General features: G+C 31.4%; 23 protein-coding genes and 3 pseudogenes. 5 read left to right on the top strand and 21 right to left on the bottom strand.

Going from position 1 to position 23228, the window contains the following annotated elements:
- Positions 1-27: 27 nt before the first annotated feature.
- From ABH959_RS23570 to ABH959_RS23555, 4 genes are all read right to left on the bottom strand, one after another.
- Positions 28-822: a VOC family protein gene (locus tag ABH959_RS23570; RefSeq protein WP_404493243.1), complete on the bottom strand. Its 795-nt coding sequence runs from the start codon at positions 820-822 to the stop codon at positions 28-30.
- Between the two features lie 117 nt (positions 823-939).
- On the bottom strand, positions 940-1773 hold the full coding sequence (locus ABH959_RS23565) for an alpha/beta fold hydrolase (protein ID WP_404493241.1): 834 nt from the start codon (positions 1771-1773) through the stop codon (positions 940-942).
- 136 nt (positions 1774-1909) lie between these two features.
- A complete protein-coding gene (locus ABH959_RS23560) occupies positions 1910-2662 on the bottom strand; it encodes a class I SAM-dependent methyltransferase (protein WP_404493239.1) in 753 nt (250 codons plus the stop codon).
- A 278-nt stretch (positions 2663-2940) separates the two neighbouring features.
- Complete coding sequence (locus ABH959_RS23555) at positions 2941-3279, bottom strand: winged helix-turn-helix transcriptional regulator (protein WP_404493238.1); 339 nt, start codon at positions 3277-3279, stop codon at positions 2941-2943.
- 194 nt (positions 3280-3473) lie between these two features.
- Here ABH959_RS23555 and ABH959_RS23550 point away from each other — a divergent pair, with 194 nt between their 5' ends.
- Positions 3474-4190: an SDR family oxidoreductase gene (locus ABH959_RS23550; RefSeq protein WP_002013344.1), complete on the top strand. Its 717-nt coding sequence runs from the start codon at positions 3474-3476 to the stop codon at positions 4188-4190.
- A 140-nt stretch (positions 4191-4330) separates the two neighbouring features.
- Here ABH959_RS23550 and ABH959_RS23545 read toward each other — a convergent pair whose 3' ends face one another.
- The 5 genes and pseudogenes from ABH959_RS23545 to ABH959_RS23525 all read right to left on the bottom strand — a co-directional run bounded on the left by ABH959_RS23545 (position 4331) and on the right by ABH959_RS23525 (position 8487).
- Entirely contained in the window at positions 4331-5143 is an 813-nt protein-coding gene (locus tag ABH959_RS23545) for a MerR family transcriptional regulator (protein ID WP_404493236.1), read from the bottom strand.
- 130 nt (positions 5144-5273) lie between these two features.
- Positions 5274-5951 (bottom strand): annotated as a pseudogene (locus tag ABH959_RS23540) (penicillin-binding protein); the annotation flags it as partial.
- A 229-nt stretch (positions 5952-6180) separates the two neighbouring features.
- Positions 6181-6813: a type 1 glutamine amidotransferase family protein gene (locus ABH959_RS23535; protein ID WP_002136474.1), complete on the bottom strand. Its 633-nt coding sequence runs from the start codon at positions 6811-6813 to the stop codon at positions 6181-6183.
- A gap of 71 nt (positions 6814-6884) precedes the next feature.
- A complete protein-coding gene (locus ABH959_RS23530; RefSeq protein ID WP_404493235.1) occupies positions 6885-7850 on the bottom strand; it encodes a helix-turn-helix transcriptional regulator in 966 nt (321 codons plus the stop codon).
- 63 nt (positions 7851-7913) lie between these two features.
- Positions 7914-8487: pseudogene (locus tag ABH959_RS23525) on the bottom strand (recombinase family protein).
- Between the two features lie 128 nt (positions 8488-8615).
- Between ABH959_RS23525 and ABH959_RS23520 the strand changes: the two are divergent.
- Positions 8616-8759: pseudogene (locus tag ABH959_RS23520) on the top strand (DUF4158 domain-containing protein); the annotation flags it as partial.
- A 136-nt stretch (positions 8760-8895) separates the two neighbouring features.
- On the opposite strand, the gene ABH959_RS23515 reads toward ABH959_RS23520, so the two are convergent.
- From ABH959_RS23515 to yqeK, 9 genes are all read right to left on the bottom strand, one after another.
- Positions 8896-12066 (bottom strand): ATP-binding cassette domain-containing protein, encoded by a 3171-nt coding sequence (locus ABH959_RS23515; RefSeq protein ID WP_404493234.1) that lies wholly within the window; start codon positions 12064-12066, stop codon positions 8896-8898.
- Positions 12067-12146: 80 nt separating this feature from the next.
- A complete protein-coding gene (locus ABH959_RS23510) occupies positions 12147-12626 on the bottom strand; it encodes an SRPBCC family protein (protein WP_404493233.1) in 480 nt (159 codons plus the stop codon).
- A 441-nt stretch (positions 12627-13067) separates the two neighbouring features.
- On the bottom strand, positions 13068-13628 hold the full coding sequence (locus ABH959_RS23505; RefSeq protein ID WP_404493232.1) for a class I SAM-dependent methyltransferase: 561 nt from the start codon (positions 13626-13628) through the stop codon (positions 13068-13070).
- Positions 13629-13823: 195 nt separating this feature from the next.
- Complete coding sequence (locus tag ABH959_RS23500; protein ID WP_002168328.1) at positions 13824-14672, bottom strand: GNAT family N-acetyltransferase; 849 nt, start codon at positions 14670-14672, stop codon at positions 13824-13826.
- 27 nt (positions 14673-14699) lie between these two features.
- The gene (locus ABH959_RS23495; protein ID WP_404493231.1) at positions 14700-15440 is read right to left on the bottom strand and encodes a class I SAM-dependent methyltransferase; all 741 of its coding nucleotides are present in this window, start codon (positions 15438-15440) and stop codon (positions 14700-14702) included.
- Positions 15441-15454: 14 nt separating this feature from the next.
- On the bottom strand, positions 15455-16090 hold the full coding sequence (locus ABH959_RS23490) for an SDR family oxidoreductase (protein ID WP_113709425.1): 636 nt from the start codon (positions 16088-16090) through the stop codon (positions 15455-15457).
- A 16-nt stretch (positions 16091-16106) separates the two neighbouring features.
- Positions 16107-16817: a 5'-methylthioadenosine/S-adenosylhomocysteine nucleosidase gene (mtnN, locus tag ABH959_RS23485; protein ID WP_002032255.1), complete on the bottom strand. Its 711-nt coding sequence runs from the start codon at positions 16815-16817 to the stop codon at positions 16107-16109.
- A gap of 24 nt (positions 16818-16841) precedes the next feature.
- A complete protein-coding gene (locus ABH959_RS23480; protein ID WP_404493230.1) occupies positions 16842-17516 on the bottom strand; it encodes a DUF3885 domain-containing protein in 675 nt (224 codons plus the stop codon).
- A 13-nt stretch (positions 17517-17529) separates the two neighbouring features.
- Positions 17530-18138 carry a bis(5'-nucleosyl)-tetraphosphatase (symmetrical) YqeK gene (yqeK, locus tag ABH959_RS23475; protein WP_088039418.1) on the bottom strand — a complete coding sequence of 203 codons (609 nt, stop codon included), beginning with the start codon at positions 18136-18138 and terminating at the stop codon, positions 17530-17532.
- A gap of 197 nt (positions 18139-18335) precedes the next feature.
- Here yqeK and ABH959_RS23470 point away from each other — a divergent pair, with 197 nt between their 5' ends.
- From ABH959_RS23470 to ABH959_RS23460, 3 genes are all read left to right on the top strand, one after another.
- On the top strand, positions 18336-19031 hold the full coding sequence (locus ABH959_RS23470) for a response regulator transcription factor (protein ID WP_002016575.1): 696 nt from the start codon (positions 18336-18338) through the stop codon (positions 19029-19031).
- A complete protein-coding gene (locus ABH959_RS23465; protein WP_002085430.1) occupies positions 19021-20178 on the top strand; it encodes a sensor histidine kinase in 1158 nt (385 codons plus the stop codon). Before ABH959_RS23470 ends, ABH959_RS23465 begins: the two co-directional genes overlap by 11 nt.
- A 181-nt stretch (positions 20179-20359) precedes the next feature.
- Complete coding sequence (locus tag ABH959_RS23460; protein WP_002136457.1) at positions 20360-21376, top strand: D-alanyl-D-alanine carboxypeptidase family protein; 1017 nt, start codon at positions 20360-20362, stop codon at positions 21374-21376.
- A gap of 58 nt (positions 21377-21434) precedes the next feature.
- Here the strand turns inward: ABH959_RS23460 and ABH959_RS23455 are convergent, their stop codons facing one another.
- From ABH959_RS23455 to ABH959_RS23445, 3 genes are read right to left on the bottom strand one after another with little or no spacing between them, the layout of a single operon-like run.
- On the bottom strand, positions 21435-21893 hold the full coding sequence (locus ABH959_RS23455; RefSeq protein WP_002136455.1) for a DinB family protein: 459 nt from the start codon (positions 21891-21893) through the stop codon (positions 21435-21437).
- A gap of 2 nt (positions 21894-21895) precedes the next feature.
- Complete coding sequence (locus ABH959_RS23450; RefSeq protein ID WP_404493229.1) at positions 21896-22636, bottom strand: alpha/beta fold hydrolase; 741 nt, start codon at positions 22634-22636, stop codon at positions 21896-21898.
- Entirely contained in the window at positions 22629-23189 is a 561-nt protein-coding gene (locus ABH959_RS23445; protein WP_113936460.1) for a nucleoside/nucleotide kinase family protein, read from the bottom strand. Before ABH959_RS23445 ends, ABH959_RS23450 begins: the two co-directional genes overlap by 8 nt.
- Positions 23190-23228: the final 39 nt, after the last annotated feature.

Genomic DNA, 23228 nt, shown 5'->3' with positions numbered 1-23228 from the left:
ATTCAAAAAACTTACCCCTACCTATAATTATATAGAAAGTGGTAAGTTTAATTTTCTAGGAATATCGGAATGAAACTCCGGTGTATGCAAAACAGAAAATGAATACCCTTGTTGAATAAACAATACTTCAATATGTTTACTTTCAAATGGAACACCATTTTTCTTAAAGTTATTTTGGATTTGTTGTAAAAACGCATGATCCGGTGTTCCGAATGAAACATGTACTTTCGGTGGTAAAGCTTTCATCACAATGGGAATCCAAGGTCGCTGCCACCAGGTTGCGATGATATATGCAGTGCCACCTATAACAAAGTTGAAAATATCCCCATCTTCCTTCGTTTTCATGTCTAGATTTGATTTCAACCATTCCGTAAATACAGGTACACTTTTAACCGGAAGACCAATTTCCCTTACGTATAAAATGTTTAGCGGTGAATGCGGGACTAATACCTCTTCTTTAACATAACTATGTGCGATAATTTCGAGAAGATTTCCATCACCATCTTTAAAGTATAAATTGAATCGACCGTTTTCCTCATCAATTGTATGACCATCTTTCCATTTCACAATGAGTAATCCAGAACCTTCAAGCCATCTTACTGTTTCATGAAATTTTGAATATGGGATCTCAAAAGCGAAATGCGCAGGTGCAATTGGTTCATATACTTCTTGAAAACTAATTGTTGTATACGGTGTTACTTCAAATTGAATATATGATGCGGTTTCTTTTTTTATTGGAAAAGATAATATGTCTTTATAAACTTGTTTTACCCCTTCTATAGAAACCGTTTGTAGTTTTATATCTGATATATGTGTAATCACTTTACATTCCCCCTTGTTTCTTATTATCTATTCTTATTGTATTACACTTATAAATAGATAAAATCAAACGGAAGGATTGATTTTTTATATAAAAACTACAACTTTAGTATGAATATGTTAGCTCCAATTACTTTTTATTTCCGCTATAACAACTTCTGGTTTATCCCAGTGTAACAAATGTGTAGTATCAGAGATTAATCTTACTTTCGCGCCAGTTTTTAACTTAAAAATTTCTACTGTTTTATCTCTATATTCATCCCATATCTGCGGTAGTGTAGCTCGAAGCAATATAATATTAGATGGTAACTTCTCGTAAATATCTATCGTTTCATCTTTATGCATACCTCTTATTATATTACCAGCTGTTGTACCTCTCGCATGCCAACATACTTCATTATCCATTTCAATCCCTAGGTCTTTTACAGCAATTTCTAATAATGGAGACCACCTAGTATAGGCTTCTTTTTCACTTTTGAAAAATCCATCCCAATTATTAAAAATATATTCTTCAAAATCCTTTTCGTAATACGCGACTTCCTCTTCAAGCGTTTCTTCTCGAAGCCTTTTTGTTTGATATCCTCCATCAATAAGAATGCTTCCTAGTACTTTTTCTGGATTATTTAATAAATAAAATAGTGCTACAAAACTTCCCCACGAATGTGATAAAAAATAGAAATGTTCAATTCTCAGTTCATTTATTATTTCATTTAACCAGTTTGCTAAATTCAGCATCTCATAATCTTCCGTTCTTTCAAAGGGCGGTGTTTTACCATGCCCAGGTGCATCAATGGAGATAAATCTATACTCTTCCTTTAATTCTTCTGCAATTTCTATAAAACTTAAGCTCGTACTACCTAACCCATGTAAACAAAAGATAACAGGCTTTTCATTATTTCCCCACTCAGTAATATGTGCGTTTATTTTTTCGTTGTTAATATAGTAACGTTTCAAAATAATTACCCCCTATATTTCAATTTTCAGATTACCACTTTACCTATTTCTATGATTTTTAAGTTTTCCCTGCATTCTTTTCCACAAAAAAAGCTGATTTTCTTTTAAAGAAAATCAGCTTTTACGTTAAAATACACTATGATTTAACAGCAATAATCATAAACCTTTTTGAATTCGTACGAATACCTTTTTCGGAACTATTAGCGTCAATGAACTTTTGTAAAATATTAAAATCCTCTTCCTCTTCTCCAAATCTAGGAATAATAGGCGTATGTTTTAATAAGAAAATGAGATCTTCAGGAGTACTGTAATAATCGGTGACATCGTATTCACGCACTTGCACGAGTTCAAATCCCGCACTAATAAGTTCACCCATATACTTTTCTTTTAAAGTTCCATCTCTTTCACCTAAGCATTGTCCTCTGCCAAATGCTTCTTTAAGGTTTAATTTATCATGTTCACTAACTTGTTGTGTTAAGAAAAAAGCACCCTTTTTCATTACTTTTGCTAACTCAGATGCTACAAACGGCGCATGACAACTTGAAGCAATATCAAAATGAGCATGTGGAAACGTTAAAGCTTCAGAATCCATTTGAAGAAATTCAACGTTTTGTACACCTGCTTTATTCAAATTAAAATGTGCTGTTTTGATCATTCCATTAGAATTATCTATTCCAATCAGTAATGCAGCTGAAGATGCTATGTTAAGTACATTTTCTCCTCCACCTGTACCAACATCAAGTAAAATATGTGATGGTTTACATCTTACTTTCACTTCACTATAAAAGTCCCAGGTGTCTCCTACAGTCTCACATTTTAGCTTACTAAAATCCCAGCCGTTTTCACTTCCCACTTTATCATAAAAATTTTTGTACTCTAATTCATTCATTTTATTATTTCCCCTTTGCAAAAATGTATTAAATGTTTATGATGATCCCCGAAATAGACTCAAAGTTGATATTTTCGTAAATCTCCTTTTATATCTGGTACGCATTTTTTCAGCCCCGAACAACTAGTTACTTCGAACGATACAGCATTTCATCTATATCACCTCATCTGGAAGACTCCATATATAATAACCTATAACACTATTTAATTGTATATTATAAAATATAAATTATTAAAACGATATGTTTCGACACATCACATTTAGTTTACATAATAATATTATAGTTTGTTTTTATCGATATATTCTAAATGTCCTCTTCCCCAACCACACATACTATCCAAAACAGTACTAACTGTTTTTCCATGCTCAGTTAAGCTATATTCCACTTTAGGTGGTATTTCTTGATAAATTTCGCGTTTTATTAGTTGATCGTGCTCTAATTCACGAAGCTGCTTCGCTAATGTTCCTTGAGAAATGCCTGGTATTAATCGCTTTAATTCACCAAACCGTTTCGTTCCATCTGTTAATAATATAAATAAAATGAGTGGCTTCCATTTCCCACCGATTATTTGTAATGTCGCTATTACTCCTTTTAATTTCGGTTCCTCTAAATTCATTTTCCTCACCCCTCCCCTCAAATCATAAATTATAATGAATAATTTTTTATATTATGTATCCATATAACAAGCGATTAGTACGAAATTCGCGACTAAGTACATATAAAGTGCGTACTTTTCAGTAGTCATTTTTTAACGAATAATAAAATTAACACAACTTATTTTAAATCTTATATTAAGGGAGATGTTTAATCATGTCTATTACTGTATTAAAAGATAAACATATCGTTATCATCGGCGGGAGTTCTGGTATTGGATTAGCAACAGCAAAACAAGCACTTGAACAAGGAGCACATGTTATTATTGCAGGGCGCTCGGAAGAAAAATTAAAGGCTGCTCGAGAAATAATAAATAACAACCATCTTCAAACTTATGTATTGGATAATCAAAATAAAGAGCAATTACAAGATTTTTTCAAGAAGGTTGGGAATTTTAATCATTTATTCACACCAGGAGCCTCTTACACACTTGGATCAATAACTGCTACGGATGATATCGCTGAAAGCAGCTTTATCGGAAAGTTTTGGCCACAATATTATGCCGTAAAATATGCAATTCCTTTTCTTTCAAACTCTGGATCTATCGTATTAATGTCCGGTGCATTTAGTCAACGGCCACTTAAAGGAGCGCCTGCTTACGGAGCTTGTAATGGTGCTATTGAAAGCTTAGGGAAAGCTTTAGCTGTTGAATTAGCTCCTATTAGAGTTAACGTTGTTTCTCCTGGAACGATACGAAGAGAGAATGAACAAAATGAGAAAAGACTAGCTGCTTATGAAGATTATAAATCTCTTTCTCTTGTACAGAGACCTGGGTATAATGATGAAATTGCACATACTGTCCTGTATTTAATGCAAAATGGTTTTACTACAGGTAATGTATTATTTCCTGATGGAGGATACACATATCATTAATTTATAACAATTCAATGCCTCCTTAGATTAACTAGTATTAAGGAGGCTATTATGGTTAATCAACGAGTCCTTTGCGCTAAATATTTCCAGATAGAAATGAAGTAAAAAAGGCATATACGATGCCTTTTTTACTTTATTGTTTATTTGTTTATCAGATAACAAACCTCTGTAACCCACTTATTAGGATCTGATTCCATCGCTGGACTAACGTGATAAATATTAAACATCGGTCCAGCTAATTCATAACCTTCCGTTTCAATCCATTTTGCTGCCGCCTCATTTACAGCTGTCATTTGTTCATAACTTCCGTTAACTGTTATTGAAGCTACATAGGATGGATCTATCTTTTTGAAATTAACATCTTTTGTATTTTCATGCTCCCCTAAAATATTTAGCTGTATTTCTACATCTACATCATTTTCTTTATATTCTTGATCATGGAATGTAGCAATACTATAACTCGGATTAGCTATACTAATATTTTTAACATTAATTTCTTGCATCAATATACTCCATAAATCCCCTTCGCAATTATACGATGGAATAACCTTTCTAACACTTGCTACATTTCTTTCTGGAATTTCTTTTAATGAAACATGATAGTTCATTTCAATAACATCCTCTCTCATCGTTTTCATTGATTCTTCGAGGAGACGTAATTGTTTTTTGAGATCGTCCATTTCTTCCTTTACTTGAGCACTACGATTTTCAAATTGTGACTTTATTACTTCAATATTTTCACTCTCTACTAATTCTTTAATAGTGGCAATATTAAATCCCATATCTTTTAACACTTGAATTTGATTTACTTTCTTTAATTGGGCTGCTGAATAAAATCGATAACCACTTTGCTCATCGACTTTTACTGGTTGTAATAATTCCACTTTATCGTAATGTCTCAACATACGTATACTAATGGAAGATAGTTTTGAAAAATCTCCTATTTTGAACATTAGTTCCTCCTATTTATTACAATTATTCGAAGCTCAAATTAAGCTTAAACAATGACATTGTGTGAGAGTCAACTATTTATAACAGTTTAAACAATTATTTAATGTATTATATTTATATAATTAAAAGCTCTTACGACTTATTTACTAATTCACTTTTCAACGCAATATATATTGATATTAATCCATTTACATTCAATAAAGTAACTATAATACTAATGAGCAACGCTACATCTGCAGAAAACATTTTAATCGTCTGCCACGGTGAATTTGTACTATAAATAAGAAGTGGAATTAAAGTAATAGATAATATTAGAAATAAACTCCCTAGAAAAATCCAGGTTATTTTTTTACAAATTTTCTTACGTTTATACTTTATTATTAACATAATTGCTGTAATGAAAAGTGCGAATATTAATATTGACATAACAATTTGAACTATCGGTATATTATTTGGTATATCAACCGGTTCTTCACCATTCAAAATATTAATAATCCCTTTTTTAAATTCTGGTAGTGATGCTTCTTCTAAAACATGATTTTTATTCGTTAAAATCACAACACCCCAGCCAGTTTCATTTAAAATAAATATTTCTGCATGTGAATCAGGAGTTGAGCCTGATTGCCAAACCATCTTTTCGTTTCCATTTATATTTGTTGTCCTCAGTCCAAAACCATAATATTTCGCTGAATCTATTTTATATAATGGAGATAAATAAAGATCCATACTATCTTTACTTAAAAATTGTGTATGCTCTTGGTGATTCAAAAACTTAATGAATTGAATCATATCTTCTAGATTTGCTGTAATACCTTTCAGTTTAAAATTTAATAATTTAAGAATAATTTATATTAGTATTACAAATAGATTTTTCTTGCTATATGGGGTAGCGTCAGGATAATGCGGATTTACAACGTTAAGGAAATTCCAAATTAAAAAGCCCAACTTCTCTGCAAAACAAAATAGAGAAAGTGAGCTTTTCAGTTACTTCATTATTTTTATTTGAACTAATATAAAACTGCTAAGTTGATTTTTTAGCTCAGCTATTTATTGAATTCATTAACTGGAAGAAGTATTCAGGTTTATGAGTCTTATTTAGGTTATACCATGAATGTAATGTGTCGGGTGCAAATACATCTAATTTTTTCAGTACTTCCATCGCAAATTCCAGAGGAGCTATTCCTGATGCAGTAACTAAATTCGCAGCAGATACCGCGGATCTCAACTCATAGAACTTTTCTCCTTTATAGTTAGGACATACCATTTTAGTGTATTCTAAATTATTACTTGTATGCTTTCTAGTATCTAAGTATCCCATATTCGCAAGGGCCTCAGTTGCACCACAAATTGCAGCAACAATAGTGCCAAGCTTTAAAGCTTGGCCAATTCTTTCCAAGATAGGTTGATGAATTTCTTCACTCCAAGTAGTCCCTCCTGGTAAAATTAAAAGATCTTTACTCTCAAGAGTACATTCATCAAGGGAAATATCTGGTTTTATGCTCAGCCCTCCCATAGTAGTAATCATTTCTTTATTAGCTCCTACTGTAATTACTTTTAAAGGTACTAAATCTTTTTTGAAATATCTTCCTGAGTTTAGTTCAGCAATTAAATATCCATATTCCCAGTCCGACATTGTATTAAATACATATAGAAAAACTTTTTTTGTTTGCATCCAATAACACTCCAATCACAATTGATATAGCTATTATAATATAACTTCCCTGACAGTTAACGTCAGGGAAGTTATATTACTTGATGAAATTTTATTAATTCCGACAGAATTTCAATAAGTCTTTTCTTAAGACTTATTGGCTCAATAACTTTAATAGATTTATTGTACGGTAAAAGTAAATAAGGCACATATGTATGTATTATATCTTTTTCAAGAAGAAAAACTGCTTGATTTGAAGTCCGTTCTTGTAAATAATGTCCTAAAAACCAATGTTGGCAAATATCAGCCAATACACTTTTATCCCCATTAATAACCAAAGAAATAATCCCTTCCTTATCTTCTATAGTTGGAAGAAGATTTTTCATAAAAAAGTCACGTGCTGAAAAATTTTCTGGCCGGTTAAACTTATTTTCGGTTAGCATTAGACTTTCAATTCGATCTACTCTAAAACTACGGATATCATTCCTAAGATGACAAAATCCAATTACATACCACTTATGATTCCAATAGATAATTCTGTACGGATCGACCAATCTATAATTTAATTGCTTTTCGCCACTTTTATAGTAAAGAATTTTTACTGAGCACCCGTCAGCTACGGCCTGCTCCAACTCCTTCAAAAAAGGTTCCATAGAGAGTGAACTTAATCGACTTATTACTTCTAGACTAGTTAAATGTTGGTTTATCTTTGCTTCCTGCTCTTGATTTGAGTATTTACTTAGTTTTGAAATGGCCCTATTTAGTGCTTCACCTCCATAATATCCGGCTTCTTCTGCAAAAACAGCAGCGTGAAATAGTGAAGTTTGCTCCTCAAAATCAAAAAAAAGAGGAGCCTCAATAAAATTGTTCAATAAAGTGTATCCACCGTTATGTCCTGGTTCTGAAATTATAGGTACACCACTTGTTGAAATAGTATCAATATAACGATACACAGTCCTTATATTCATCTCTAACTTTTCTGAAATTTGTTTTGCCGTAACTTTTTTACCTGAGCGAAGCATCCATAGAATTGCTAACATATTGTCAATTTTAGGCATATAATTCCACCTCTATATGGAATTTATTTTCTATTATATATTTCTGATTTTTGGTATAACTCATCAACTGTTCCTTTCCGATAGCTTTCTATATAATGAGGTCCTAGACACATTTGTAATTTCACAAATTTGATTTACAGTCATATCTCCCTCTTTTAAAGCTTTACTGCATAATTCATTCCTGCATGATTTTTATGATACTTCTTTAATCGACCTTTAAACTTTCCTTCTTTCTTAGCCAGTTCAATCCCTTCACGCTGCCGCATACGGATAAGATTACGTTCTAATTGGTTTACACCCGCCATAAGCGTAATTAAGAATTGGCTGTAGGGATTACCTTCTGATAAATCTAGCCATGTATCTTTTAAGGATTTTAAATTTTCCTTTTTACTCCGTATGTTATCGATTAATTCAAATAAATCTTGTGTACTACGAGTAATCCGAGTTAAGTCCGTAACATAAATGATGTCACCTTCTTGTATATCCTCTAACATTTTTGAAGTTGCTCACAATCTTTTGTTGCTCCAGAAACTTTTTCTTTAAAAATAATATCCATTCCGAGTTCGTTCAGTTGCTGAAATTGCCTTGAAGGATTCTGGCTAGTTGAACTGACACGTATATAACCAATTTTCCGCAAAATATCACCTCGTTTTTGAGACAAGTCTTATGGGACGCTCTTAACTATGATTTTATCAGTCTTCTACACTCTATTGATATATAATTGAACTAATTAACTGAATAATTACAGAAATGAGATGATACTGTATGAAAATAGCAAGAGGTAGCGAATTACTTACACCGGAACAACGACAAGCCTTTATACAAATTTCTGAAGATGAGTGGGTGCTAGGAACCTACTACACTTTTTCCAAACGAGATTTAGAAATTATAAATAAGCGAAGGAGGAAAAATTAGACGCTTTTGAGGTTTTAGGTACCCCTATATTATGTTAAAGAAACTCTTCTTCAACATAAAAACTCATTTGCAGATTATTGCAAATGAGTTTTTAATCCCTAACTGACCACTATTTTTTATTCTTCTTAATTTAATTATTTTTCTCAAGACATTCATAAACTGCCATCATTTCTTGCTTATTCAACTCACGAATTCGATTAAATATTAGAATGTCTGCAACATCCTCAGTTCGTAAGCTTTCATCCACAACATCACTAACTTTTCCAGTTAACCATGTTTCTACGTCTATGCCATCGACAATTTCTTTACGTCCTTCATCGTTAATACCACTTGCATTACAAGTTACACACGGAATTGTTAATTTGAACACGCCGTCATGCAGGTTATCTTCTGTTATTACTTTTTTTCCGTTACAGAATGGACATGGGTTACTTTTTTTAATTTTATTAATTTGGGTAACTAATTTTTTGTAACCAAATGCTTCATACACATATGTTAGTTTTTTATATTTTCCATTTGTGAAATACTTATCTATAATGGTTTCTCTTGTTTCATTGATATTTTGGAAATCACAAATAGTCACCTTATTATTATTGCTGATTGATTCGACATTACCTTTAATTTCGCCCCAGAATGGTAATACATTTTGTAATACCATTTCATAGTTTGAAAAGCTTGCTTGTTCTAATTCAAACATTTTCAGTGCGACTTGTATATTTCTAGGTAATAAAGAAACATCTTCTGTCATAATCATATCGTCACCTACGATAGATTTCAATTTGACGAGTACAGGCAAATCTCCTACAAATTTTAATACTTCGTTAAGCGGCTGATTAATAATTTCACGAATATCTGTATCTCCAAAATTAAGTGGTTTATGGTGATTTAATAAAGTCCCCTTACAAATTGGACATGTCATCATTTCTTTAGAAGTCTTAATATCTTCTTTAATAGCTGCTTTTGAAATAACAATATACCCGCCAATAATCGTATTAAATCCTACCCATGTTCTACGTGTCTTTCCTTTCTTATCATAAAAGGACTTATCAAAATAGCCGTACCAAAATGTATGTTTCTCTTCCTCAGACATATCATTATAGCTTTTCGTCAAATCATGACCAAGCTCATTTTTAATTTCTTCAAATAGAAATTCTATTTTTTCATATTGATAAAATTTTAATACTTTCATGATTTCCGGATCGAATAGACCATCCCAAAATGGAACGTTTTTATCTTGAATTGTAATTTCTTTATCAAAAACTTCAATTTGAAGACGTCCAGAACAAGATGGGCAATGATTATCCTGAGAATAGAAATCGAAACTTCTCGTATCTTTATTAGTCGGATGAGCAGCTACAATATGATTGATCAATCCACCAATTTCATATAAGAAACTATATTGACTATACAAATGTCTTTCGAGATCAATAGCAACAACAGGTGCCATTGTATCAGATTCATATTCACCATAAATTAATCGTGCCATTGATGATAAGCTTTTTAAAATACCACCCTTATAAACGTTTTCAGCATTTTTAAAATAGTTAATATGATTTTCTTTTAAATAGTGAACTCCTTCTTTACGCTTAAGCGTTGAAGAAATGTGTATTTGTTCAGCATTATTCACACTGCTTTTTTGACGATAATAATCCTCATGACTTACTACATCAAGATGCTCTATAGATTCAACCTGTCTTTTTCCAAAATCGACAATATAATCAGAGCTTTCTAGCATGTAACTGTTATGCTCAATCATTATGATAGAGACTGATTCATCTTGCAATATCCCTCTAACACTATCTATAAATTGATTTAAAATATTTTGCGATAAACCTTTTGAAGGCTCATCAAAAATAAACAATGTATGTGGATTTCTTGTTTTTGCAAATAACTCAGAAACTAAATGAACACATTGAAACTCACCCGTTGATAATGTTTGTGTTTTTCGTTCTAATGTTAAATATCCCAGTCCTAATTTGATTAGTAGGCTCAAGCGTTTATACGCAATATCTTCATTTGGAATTTCATCAATAATATCCTCAATTGAGCGCTCAAAAATATCATCAATTTCTTCACTATACTTTGTCAGTTTCTTTTTAACATCTAGGAAAGTTGCTACAGTTGATCGACTTGTAATCGATTGGTTTCGATCTTGCCCTACCATAACTAGTTTATCTTTTGGATATCGTTTCAAGAAATCTGTAGCTAAACACTCATTGACAAGTGTAGATTTCCCGCATCCAGACTCTCCCGTAACAGTTACAAGTCTATTTTTAGGAATCTGAAACTCAGTCATTTGGATATTTCGGCAATATAATTCATGGAATGTATAATATTCTGTTGGCATTTCGTAATTTCGTTCCGATAGTATTGGTTTTGGTCTTGGTGATTCTTTCACGATTTGTCCACCATATTTTCCGCTACCAGGTCCGAAGAACAATTGCTCATCTGTTGTATCCAGTACTGTATCTGAATGATCAATGAGCCAGATTTGATTTTTACACCCTAATTGCTTGATCTCTTCTAATATTTGTAACAATGTTTCATTATCAAGTCCAACTGAAATCTCATCAATAATAATTACAGTATTTTCACTAACTGCCATGAATTCAGCTAAGTAAAGTCGTGTTAATTCTCCACCTGACAACGTACCCATAATTCGATTTAATGTTAAATAACCAATGTTCATATTGATAATATTTTGCAATATATGTTGTTTTGCTTCACTAATATTTAATTCTTCTGCTAATGAAAGAATAGATTCAACACTTAAATCGTTAATATCCGAAATTGTATGTGATTTAGCAAATAACTCAATAGTACGTTGTTCAACTTCTTCACTATAACGTTTCCCCTTACATTTTTTACACTCAATATTTTTAGTAGTACCACGCCCTTTACAGCCAGCACACCAACCTAATTGATTATTAAATGAAAAGACTTCAGGAGAAAGATTAAATTCTTCCGCTAGTTTTTCACGAATCTCTTTAAAAACACCTGTATGAGTACCAATCGTCGAACGCGGATTGGAAGAAATTGATGATTTCCCTAAAAAAAGTACTAAAGGTATTTCCTCCATCTTAATGGCACTAAAATTAGTTTCCATAATATTAGGAAATAAATATTGATATTCAGCCTTTGGCAATAAGGAAACTAGACGCTTCTTTGATTCTTCACCAATTGTTTGACAAAGAGTTGTTTTTCCAGATCCAGATAAACCAGCAATACCAAGTGATTTATTAAACGGAATAACAGTATCAAGTTTATTTATGTTATTAGCAATTAATTGATTTACTTTCATATTAACCTCTATTCTTATTTTTCCACAAAATCATTTTTATAATATAATAATTACATAATAAATATTACCTATTATATAATTTACCCTCTAACTTCATGAATCTTATCCTTGTATTTTTCGAACCATTGTTGCCATTCGTTTTTAGAAAATCCTTTCTCTTCCCCTTCTAAAACTGAAGAAAAAAGATCTAAACAAATATGCCAACCAGCTATATCTTTCGGTGTATGGTCAGTTAATTCCTGAATGTATTCTTTAAGAAGTAAAAGAGAACCATTTTCCTCTTTATGTATTTCAAATCGGACACGATCTTTATCCCATGTGAATTCAAGTACTGAATTTAGTTGGCACTCTAAAATATCAATATTTAAAAATGAACCATCCATCATGTCGAACTTCATAATTCCACCTGTTTTAAGGTTTTCAATCTGTAAATTAGACATCCATTTTTTAAGCTTGCTGTTTTCAGTTAAAACAGACCAAACTTCCTCTATTGTATAAGAAAATTGGCGTTCAAATTTCACAATATAGCCGTCAGTTTGTTTCTCTATTTCAGCCAACATATTTATTGCCTCCTACTCGTATACAGAATGTATGTTCTTGATTTATTTTACACGAATTTATGTATAAAAGAAATCTCTATGGCAATGAAATATTAATTTAATGTGTGAATGGTAATTTGAACATTGATTTATTATATATTCTCTCCATATGTTTATTACAATAGGCGTACCTCAACATTTCCACAAAAAAATTCAACATGAGAAAACGTTGATTTATTTATTTTATATGATATTTCCATTAAATATTTAAAAGCAATTTCCTTTAAGATAAATGGTGTTAATAAGAGCTAATATAGTATTCAAATCAAGTTATGTAATGTTCAAAATCACTTATTATGTATGTTTGCTTCCATGTTAAACTTAGGATTACAGCACAAATAAAAAAAGCCGCATTTGCGACTAATGAACTGATAGAACTAACACCTACTTTAGGTGAATGACTTACCTTTTAATTGCGTCAACAATTAGCGATGGAAAACCAAGTTTATCGCCTCTATTTCTAGAATCATACTTTTTCGAACGGAAAATAACACCATCGTTTGCATCCCATTCATTGTAATAAAATTGACCATTTTCATCACAATATTCAAGTAAAACTACCTCAAATCCAGCAGTTTCAAACATTTTCTTTAATGTTTTATAATTATGAACAATTTTATGACTTGCTGCTGGGTGGTCTTTCGGACCAGGCCCGCCTATTTGAACTATATTTTGATATGCTTCATCTCGGAAAAACGCATCAGGAACACCGCACCGAATATGCCCTGCTGGCTTTAAAAATTTATAACAAATTCCAGCTGCTTTTACACCTTCTTCAAACGTAAGGTGTTCCCATACATGCTCTGCTAAAATAGCTGAAATAGAATTATATTCAAATCGCTCTTCCCAAGTAGTTTTATCTAGTAAGTTAAGTTTATCTTCTCTAGTTTGAACCCAACCTGGATTATTATTAAACACTCCAGCTCCGACTACTACTTTAATTTCGTCTTGCTTAATTGTCATCACTTTCACCTCATAAATCTTTTAATGTATTAATATATTCTATGTTTACTATATTTTTTCCTTCTTCAACTAAAGTGCCAGTTAGCTCAATAAGATAGGTGACAAAACTTCTGTTGTTTTTACTTATCCTCCCACATACAGCAAAAACGTTTATAGTGCAAAATAAAAAGCGAAAAGAATAATTCCTTCCGCTTTTTATAGCAATAAATACATTTCATATTGTGCTAAAGAATTCTTTTCAAATCCAGATTTCTTTAAAAACCCTTCCAGTAAATTGTTGTTTGGAAACCCAATTGATAAACTTGATAACTTTAATTCTTCACTTGCTACCTGTAATAATTTCGTCCCAACACCAATATTTCTATAGTCTTTGTCTATGAAAATAAAACTAATTTTTCCTTGTTCATTTACACATACAGAACCTTTTATATCACTATCAACATATGCACCGTAAAATGTATGATTTGTTTTTTCGATATAATCAATATCATTTTGCCAATTTATATGGAAGTTTAGCCATTTCTGAATTTCAACTTTAAATGTTGGGAATTCTAATTGTTTTACTTCAATATTTTTATTACCTTTATTCATTATTTTAGTTAAATCATTTAAATTATAATAAGAAAGATCATATACTTTTTCATAACCTAATTTGTTATAAAAATGAATCGCCCGATCGTTTCCTACAATAACTTCAAGAAAAAGCTGCTTACATTTATTTTGTGTCGCTTCTTCTTTATGTAACTCAAATAACTTTTGACTTACACCAATGCCTCGAAACTCTGGATGAACAGCTAATGTTCCGCAGCGCATTGTTTTTATACTTTCATATACCTTAATACCACCAAGTATTACACCAACACATTTGTCACCGTCTAAAGCAAGAAAGGAGTGTTCTAGCGAATTCCCTTCTGGCCCAAAAAATCTTTTTATAAAATCTTCTTTTGAAACTTCCAGTTTAATGATGTAATCTGAAAATCCATCCTTAAAAGCTTTATACACTAAATCTATACTTACTTCACTACATCTTTTGTATTGAATCATATAAGTATAATCCCCCGCTTTGACTTGTTATAAACTGCATTCAAATACATGAAATGAATTACCTTCACCATATCCATCTTTTATTTCATGAACAACAATTTGACTAAACCCATTAGTAATAATTATATTTTCAAATTCTTTTAAATCATATAGTCTTATAGGAAAATCCATAATCTCAGTTTCTTTTATTTTCTCATCATGAATGATTTCATATTTCAGTATAATATTTAGAAGTTTTTGCGCCTTATCATATGAAACTTTTCTATACTCAACAATTAATTCATTGTTAATTTCTTTTCTATTTGTCTCTATCCAATCTAAAATTTGTTCTGTCTCACTTCCACCTTGTACAATTGTCAGAAGTAATTTGCCATTTTCCTTTAAGTTGTTTTTCATATTTTGAAGACTATTGTCTACTAAATTATTTGGTAAAAGTGAAAATGAACCGATAGGAATCATAATAAGATCGTATTTTTTATCACTATGATATTCTTCTATTCTTCCTTGTGACACAACCGGTTTTAAGTTTAATTTTTCTGCTTTATCTTTACAAACTTTAAGCATATCTTTTGAAATATCGAACCCTTCTATATTCACACCATTTTGCATAAAAGGAATTAACATTCTACCATTTTCGCACATTGGTTCTAACACATGTATATTTTTATCTTTTACAAAAGAAAGATAAAAATCCAATTCTTTTCCGGCTGCAATTGATTTATCACTTTCATATATCTTTGTACAAAGTTCTCCATAATACGTATGCAATTGTAATTCACCTCTTAATTTGAAATGAGCGGACACTTTCCTATATATCTTTCACTATTAATTTGTTTTATTACAAACGGTGCAATATCCCCATTTTGAATTTTGATTCCTGGCATATCTACTAAACTCTCTTTAATATCACCAATCCCATTTCCCTCTATAACAAACGGTAATCTAACAATTGTCCAATCTATTTCACTACTTTGTATAATTTGCAATTCTTTATATTTATCCTGCATCATCTTTGGAAGAAATAATCGAAACAAATTAGCCCCTATTTTATTTGCAATTCCCTTCTGATCTCCTTTTACATTTAAGGAGCCTCCAGAAATAAGAATATAGCGCTTCATTTCATATTCCTTCATTACTTTTAAAATATGCTTCGTAACTGTACTAAAAATATAAGGTTCATTTTTCGGCTGACCCACCGCATTAATCACAGCTTTACACCCTTGAAGTAATTCCTGTATGACTGAAAAATCGCGGGCATCCCCACTGATAGTCTCTATATTTTCATTAGTTATCGTCATATTTTTAGAATTTCTCGTTAATATTCGTACTTGATAGCCCTTTTCTAACGCTTGATTTACGAGGAATTTTCCGACTTTTCCATTCGCACCAAGAATCGCTATTTTATTTGTAGCTTTCATCACTATACTCCTCTTACTATACATTGTTAACTACAGTAATCTCATAAACACGTAAAAAAGTAATTAAATGCTCACACGCTCGTTCACATGCTAACATTTTAAAAACCTTTTGTTCTTCTTTCGTTTTGTCATTCGCTTGATCTGAGGCAGCTTTTAAACATAGAAATGGTTTGTTATTTACACGACATACATAAGCGAATGCTGCCACTTCTTGATCAACGGCTAAAGCACCGTATACAGTATGAAGTAAATACCTCATTTCTGAACTTCGAATACGTTGATCTCCAGATAGAAATGTACCAAAATGGACCGGGTCATACGAACGCAATTTCTTCATTCGTTTTACGAGTGATTTAGTTGTTTCAATAGGTGCTGTTCTACCATCATATAGATTAAAACTATCTTCTCCTGAACCAGCCGCTGTAACATCATGCTGCAAAGTATTAAGAGCTACAACGATGTGTCCATTTTTCACCTTATCTGATAAACTCCCGCAAATCCCTGTCATAAATAACTGGTCTGGCTGGAATTCACTTATTAATAGTTGTACACAACTAGCACAACTTACTTTACCGACACCAGTTACAACTGAAATAACTTCTAATTCATTAATAGAATGAAAATGAAATTCCCAAGCTGCTATTTTTTCTACACGCTCACTTGGATAATGTTGATGCAAATAGGTAAGCTCTGGTTCCCATGCAGATACAATTGCGATCCTTTTCATTACACACTTCACTTCCTCCTATTTTCATGTAAATAAGTCATCTATACTCTCTCGTTCATATTCTGGTATCCACTCTTTATACTTCTCATATAAATCCCGTATCTTTTCTTTATTCTTCGCAATTACTTCACATCCTCTATCACCATAAATAAACATGATAATATCCTTTGTTACATTTATAAAAAATACATCTGGATATGAAATTTCTTTTTTTCGCCCTAGACGTGGACGTAGGTCAGGGAAATCTTCATGATTAGCTGCTTGAATAAGCGGTTCATATTTAATATCTTCAGCAAGACATTTTAAAGAAAATTGATATGTACAATATAAGTCAGCTTCTTCATCTTCAAATAGAAAAGGTAATGTTTCTTGTCTAATATGAAACTTTAAACCGCTCTTTTTAATAAATCTATTGTATACATTTATTTTCTGCAGATTTTTTATATTTTCCTGTTTAAATCGATAAACATTTGTGATTAAAAAGACGGTATCTTCTTTTGAAAATATATCTTTAAATAGATTTTTATTATACCTATATAGTTGTGTGAAATATTCCATATTATACGTGTTACCATCTTCTTTGAATTGATGTTTATCTTTCCCAAAATCAAAATGAAGATGATTTTCCCACTGAGAGTATATGTACGGTACTAACGTAACTCCTGGAAATGTTTGATTCATATATTCTTTTAATTGCATTTTTATACCCTTTCTACTCTACAATTTCTTTTAAATACCAATATGCTTCTTCTAACCACGGGTGTATGACTTTTAATGTATATTTTCTTTCCCACAAATATGAAATATATACAAAAGCAGCATGTTCCAAAGATTTTTCCAATCCTTTTTTTACCTCAATTAAATATGACGGTGTCCCTATTTGATCCCATTCTAATTTATCAGCAATAAATAATACTAAATCCATCTTCGTTGCATGTTTATGCAACGTAGTGTGGCAACAGATAGCATTTAAAACTTCTTTATCTTCTACTTTAAATACCTCTTTTGCAATTACTCTCGATAATTTTTGGTGAATAATCATTGGAAATTCTCGTTCTTCTTGTAATATTTCTATGCCAAATTCTTCAGCAACTGCGATCCGCTCCTCATTCGGAAAGATTGCACTAATATCATGTAAACACCCTGCAATCGCTGCTTTTTCTTCATCTTCATAAAATATTTTCGCAATTTTTCTCGCCTCATTTGCCACACGAATTGAATGTTTATATGTAAATTCTTTATTGTATTTTAATAGAAAATCTTTAATATCATTTTCTATTTTTCCAGTTGGAGTAAATGAATATATATCATTATATAACATAGCAAGTCCCCCTTATAACTATCTTTCAGTATAATGTGGAGTTTAAATGTCCTTCTTATTTTATATTCGTTATGAATGTTTTAATTCCTTTTTAATACGATACATGAAATTTTATGTAGAAACATTACTACAAAATACATAAATGTTTGATATTATAGTAATGTTGATTAATTGTAAGGAAAGGAACTAACTATAAAATGAATAAAAACATATTAATTATTGATGATGATAAAGATATTGTAGAATTACTGGCTGTTTATTTACGAAATGAAGGCTATAACATTTATAAAGCTTATGATGGTGATGAAGCATTACAAATGATATGTACATATGAAGTTGACCTTATGCTTTTAGATATTATGATGCCAAAACGAAACGGATTGGAAGTTTGTCAAGAAGTGCGTGAAAATAATACTGTACCTATCCTTATGCTTAGTGCAAAGGCTGAAGATATGGATAAAATTTTAGGACTTATGACCGGCGCAGATGATTATATGATTAAACCGTTTAATCCACTAGAATTAGTGGCTAGAGTGAAAGCTTTATTACGAAGATCCTCTTTCCAAAATGCTACTTCCCAAAAGAATGAAGATGGTATTATTCGTATTCGTTCTGTTGAAATACATAAACATAATCATACTGTTAAAGTAAATGGAGAATATATTAAACTCACCTCTATCGAATTTGATATTTTATATTTACTAGCGAGTAATACTGGAAGAGTATTTAGCTCTGAAGAGATATTCGAACGAGTTTGGAATGAAGACGGTTATGGTTCTAATAAAACGGTAATGGTCCATATTAGTAATTTACGCGATAAACTTGAAACCGTAATGAATGGTGAAAAACTAATTCATACGGTTTGGGGAGTAGGATATAAAATTGAGAAATGAAGCATTTGATATATTAAAAGATATACCAAAGTGGAAGCTTATTTTTTGGCTTTTATTAGCTATCACTCTTACACCAATTACCGAATTAATTATATTTCGCCTCGTAACGAGTGTAATTGAGAGTTCACTTACTCTAAGCGAACTAGGAAAAGAATTCATTAGAATTTTTGGCCATGAAAAATATATTGGATTAAAAGAGTCTTTATGGATGATGATTGTATCTTATTTGTTTTTATTTTCTATTTTCTCATCCTATTTATACATTTTTTATCGTCATGAAAGAAAGGTTTACTATGAAACTTGTATAAAAAAAATGATTGAAGAGATTCGGTATATTGCAAGTGGAAACTTTAATCATAAAGTTTCCATCGTACACCATAATTATTTAGAAGAACTGGCAACTGGGGTCAATCAAATTATTGAGCAATTAAAAGTATCAATTGATGAAGAAAGACAGGCAGAACAAGCAAAAAGCGAACTTATTACAAATGTATCACATGATTTACGAACCCCTCTTACATCTATAGTTGGATACGTAAATTTAATCCATCATGATAATTATAGAGATGAAGTAGAATTACGTTACTATATTCAAGTCATTTACGATAAAGTAACTCGTCTTAATGCATTAATGAATGACTTGTTTGAATATACACGCGTTCAAAATAAAGAGTTAAGTTTATATTCTGCTCCCATTGATATTGTAGAATTGCTTGGACAATTAACTGTCCAATTTCGGATACAGCTTCAAGAAGCTAATATTGAATGTCGCCCTTCTTTCCCATCTCAAAAGCTAATGGTACTAGCTGATGGGGATAAATTAGTACGTGTGTTTGAAAATCTAATCATAAACGCTATTACTTATGGAAATGATGGAGATCATATTGATATTACCGCTTACGAAAGCAATAACATGATTACAATTGATATAACAAATTACGGACAACCTATCCCTAGTACTGATTTACCTCATATTTTTGAACGTTTTTATCGTGTTGAAAAATCACGTTCAACAAACACTGGTGGATCTGGGCTCGGATTAGCAATTGCAAAAAGTATTGTTGAATTGCATAAAGGAACAATTGAAGTATATAGCGATGATAAAAAAACAACTTTCACTGTAAAATTACTCCCTTATAAAGCTTAATACCACATATTTATAGGTTCAATTTTTTATCATATAAGAAATTGAACCTTTTATATTCCATCAATATCCAAAATTAAAGAATTCCTTAAAATTCTTTAGAAATTCTTTACCTTTTCTTTCTTCCTAATTAAGCATTCCTTTTTACAATAATATTATTGATGTAATAGTAGGAGGATCGCTAATGCAATTCTTAAAAAAAATAACAGTTTTATTATTATCTTTTCTTATTACTGCACTTATCGTTTTATATTTTTATCTTTATGTAAATGGTCCAATTATTCAAGCTAAATCAGCTACTTTAATAGATACTAATTCTGGTGAGATTGTTTATAAAAAAAATGAAGAAACTCCTATACAATCAGCTACTTTATCTAAATTAATGACAGAGTATATCGCACTGGAACAACTGAATGAAGGAAAAATACAGTTAGATGAATTAGTAAAAATAAGTAACGAAGTTTTCCGAGCAGAAACGAGTCCTATACAAGTAACTTCGAAAGATAAAACGACGGTTCGTGATTTACTTCATGCATTGTTTTTGACAGGGAATAATCGTTCCGCACTTGCCCTTGCAGAACACATTGCTGGAAACGAAGATAACTTTACACTTTTAATGAATGACAAAGCAAAACAACTAAAGTTATCACAACCATCCCCGTTTCTAAATGCTACTGGAATTAATAACGATACGAATAAACAATCAACTACAACATCGATAGACGTCGCTAAACTAGCAACACAATTAGTAAAAGACTTTCCAGATGTATTGAATGTTACGAAACTAACTTCTTACCAATTTACCTTCAAAGATTCAAAAGTTTTCAATACAAATAAAATGATATATTCCCTTAATAAAAACATTAAACTCCAAGGTGTTGACGGCTTACAAACTAGTTTTTCAACTAATGGTAATTATAGTTTTGTCAGTACAGCCACACGAGGAGATACTAGACTTATTTCAGTAATATTAGACGCCGGTGATGAAAACAGTACTTTTATTGAAACAAAAAAGTTACTTCAGTACGGTTTTGATCCTTCCTCGTACTCTGCACTCCAAGCTTTTAAAGATGCTGTTACATCTTGGACAATATTGTTTCAGTTTAAAAATTTAATCATACAAACGATTATGATCTTTTTCATCATTACAATCTTAATGTTTTTATATATACGTCAAAAAAAAGCCGAGGATTTTAATTAAGAAATCTTCTTATATATAAAAACCGACTTGCGTTTACACTGCAAGTCGGTTTCTAAATCTACAATCCTCTTCCAATTAAATTCGCTGAAACGGGCTGAAGATTTAATTCTCTTGCCCATATAGATATCTGACCAATATGATGAATTTCATGTGCAATTACATGCCTTAAAACTTCACCGTATTTATATGATTTATCTGTCCATGAAGCTTTCAATATTTTTGATTCGAAGTCGCCAGACCATGACTGCAAAAAGTTATCTAATTCTCGTCTATATAAATCAGATAATGCTTTCACTTTTTTGATTGATTGATAACCTTTAAACTGTGGTTCGTTATCCTCTTTTTCTTGAAGCGCACTAATCCAGCTATACTCAACATCTACAATATGGAAAATTGTTTCTAAAATACTCCCAACACCTCCAACACGTTTGCGAAGCAATTCCTCCTCTGTAAGCTGTTCACACCACTTAAACCAATCATCTCTTACTTGCCAATTATATTGAAATAAAGTGTACACATTTATCTCTCCCCTACCCCAAGGATCCGCTTAACAGCATCTATTACATAATGTGGCTCATCTTTTTGAATATAGTGACCGCTATTTTCTGCAATAATAAATTTATTATTGGTTGATAATTGTAATAATTCTTCTTGCAATTGTAACCATTTCAGTTGTGCATCTGCTGAATAAAAATCTTTTTTTCCAGCAGCTAACACGACAAGTGGAATATCTCTCATTGACTTACAATGTCGATCTGCTTCACCTAGACTAAACATAAACTCTTCATATGAACTTTCATATACAAATTGTTTGTAGTAAGCTTCTTGAAATTCTGGAGACATTATTGGCAAAAAATCTTCTTTATAATTTTCTGGTGTCGCATCAACTAAAACTACTCCCATCGTATCTTCAGGATAAAAAGTTGTAAATACACGTATATTTATACCCCCAAAGGAATGTCCTACAAAAATATAGGGTGGCTTAAGTTGTAATTGTTTTAAGCAAGCTCTTAATTCTTTTACCATTTCAGAACTAATACGCCGCTTGGAACTCTTCCCGCTTTTTCCTAATCCAGCTCTATCATATGTAAGTACCTTCCCATATTCCGTCAGCCCTTCCGCAATACGATCCCATGCCTTTGAATAATCACCATAACCTGCTTCCATTATAATAACAGGCTGCAGCTTCTTTCCTTGGAATATTTTCGTATATATTTTAAAGTCATCAACTTGCACATATTCTTCTATACATTTAATCATTGACGATCACTTCTCTCAGATTAAGTTCCTCTACAATTTGATCAATTATTTCACCGACAGGTAAAGATCCATCCAAAACAATATCTGAATTTGGCTTTACAGTATGAATCGCCTCCAAATAAGCTTTTCTAGCATATGTTATATAATGCTTTAAATCATTATGTATTTCGTCCATTGTACCTTCTTTAAAATCTCGCAAAATTCCTCTAGCCATTGCGATATCTAAAGGTGTATCGATAAATATAGTTACATCAATGAATTGTCGCATTTCACTATTTAAGTATGCAAAAGGATAATCTACAATAATATAATCTACATTACCATCTCGTATAAGATGCTGAATATCATGAATTAATGGTGTAAGTACCCATTCATCATAATTTGCTCCATCATCAATCCATTTACAAATATCTGCGGGACAGTTATCAAATTTATAACTATCAAAATATAGAGCCTTTGAGTTTTTCAACTCACGAGTTAATCTTTCTGTAATTGTAGTTTTACCTCCCCCTGAAACAGCTGCGATTGAAATTATTTTAGTTTTTTTATTCATTATTTCCCACCAAACCCCTTTTGTTAACATAATATAATT

Source organism: Bacillus sp. RC51 (assembly GCF_044908115.1).
GTDB classification, from domain to species: Bacteria; Bacillota; Bacilli; order Bacillales; family Bacillaceae_G; genus Bacillus_A; species Bacillus_A mycoides.
The sequence above is the reverse complement of the archived record's forward strand: the minus strand, read 5'-3'. Positions and strand labels throughout refer to the sequence as shown.

Bases quoted from the DNA above. Each gene is read 5' to 3' on its own strand.
- ABH959_RS23560 (WP_404493239.1), bottom strand. From the start codon at position 2,662: ATGAATGAATTAGAGTACAAAAATTTTTATGATAAAGTGGGAAGTGAA.
- ABH959_RS23555 (WP_404493238.1), bottom strand. From the start codon at position 3,279: ATGAATTTAGAGGAACCGAAATTAAAAGGAGTAATAGCGACATTACAA.
- ABH959_RS23550 (WP_002013344.1), top strand. From the start codon at position 3,474: ATGTCTATTACTGTATTAAAAGATAAACATATCGTTATCATCGGCGGG.
- ABH959_RS23545 (WP_404493236.1), bottom strand. From the start codon at position 5,143: ATGTTCAAAATAGGAGATTTTTCAAAACTATCTTCCATTAGTATACGT.
- ABH959_RS23535 (WP_002136474.1), bottom strand. From the start codon at position 6,813: ATGCAAACAAAAAAAGTTTTTCTATATGTATTTAATACAATGTCGGAC.
- ABH959_RS23530 (WP_404493235.1), bottom strand. From the start codon at position 7,850: ATGCCTAAAATTGACAATATGTTAGCAATTCTATGGATGCTTCGCTCA.
- ABH959_RS23515 (WP_404493234.1), bottom strand. From the start codon at position 12,066: ATGAAAGTAAATCAATTAATTGCTAATAACATAAATAAACTTGATACT.
- ABH959_RS23510 (WP_404493233.1), bottom strand. From the start codon at position 12,626: ATGTTGGCTGAAATAGAGAAACAAACTGACGGCTATATTGTGAAATTT.
- ABH959_RS23505 (WP_404493232.1), bottom strand. From the start codon at position 13,628: ATGACAATTAAGCAAGACGAAATTAAAGTAGTAGTCGGAGCTGGAGTG.
- ABH959_RS23500 (WP_002168328.1), bottom strand. From the start codon at position 14,672: ATGATTCAATACAAAAGATGTAGTGAAGTAAGTATAGATTTAGTGTAT.
- ABH959_RS23490 (WP_113709425.1), bottom strand. From the start codon at position 16,090: ATGAAAGCTACAAATAAAATAGCGATTCTTGGTGCGAATGGAAAAGTC.
- mtnN (WP_002032255.1), bottom strand. From the start codon at position 16,817: ATGAAAAGGATCGCAATTGTATCTGCATGGGAACCAGAGCTTACCTAT.
- ABH959_RS23480 (WP_404493230.1), bottom strand. From the start codon at position 17,516: ATGCAATTAAAAGAATATATGAATCAAACATTTCCAGGAGTTACGTTA.
- yqeK (WP_088039418.1), bottom strand. From the start codon at position 18,138: ATGTTATATAATGATATATATTCATTTACTCCAACTGGAAAAATAGAA.
- ABH959_RS23470 (WP_002016575.1), top strand. From the start codon at position 18,336: ATGAATAAAAACATATTAATTATTGATGATGATAAAGATATTGTAGAA.
- ABH959_RS23460 (WP_002136457.1), top strand. From the start codon at position 20,360: ATGCAATTCTTAAAAAAAATAACAGTTTTATTATTATCTTTTCTTATT.
- ABH959_RS23450 (WP_404493229.1), bottom strand. From the start codon at position 22,636: ATGATTAAATGTATAGAAGAATATGTGCAAGTTGATGACTTTAAAATA.
- ABH959_RS23445 (WP_113936460.1), bottom strand. From the start codon at position 23,189: ATGAATAAAAAAACTAAAATAATTTCAATCGCAGCTGTTTCAGGGGGA.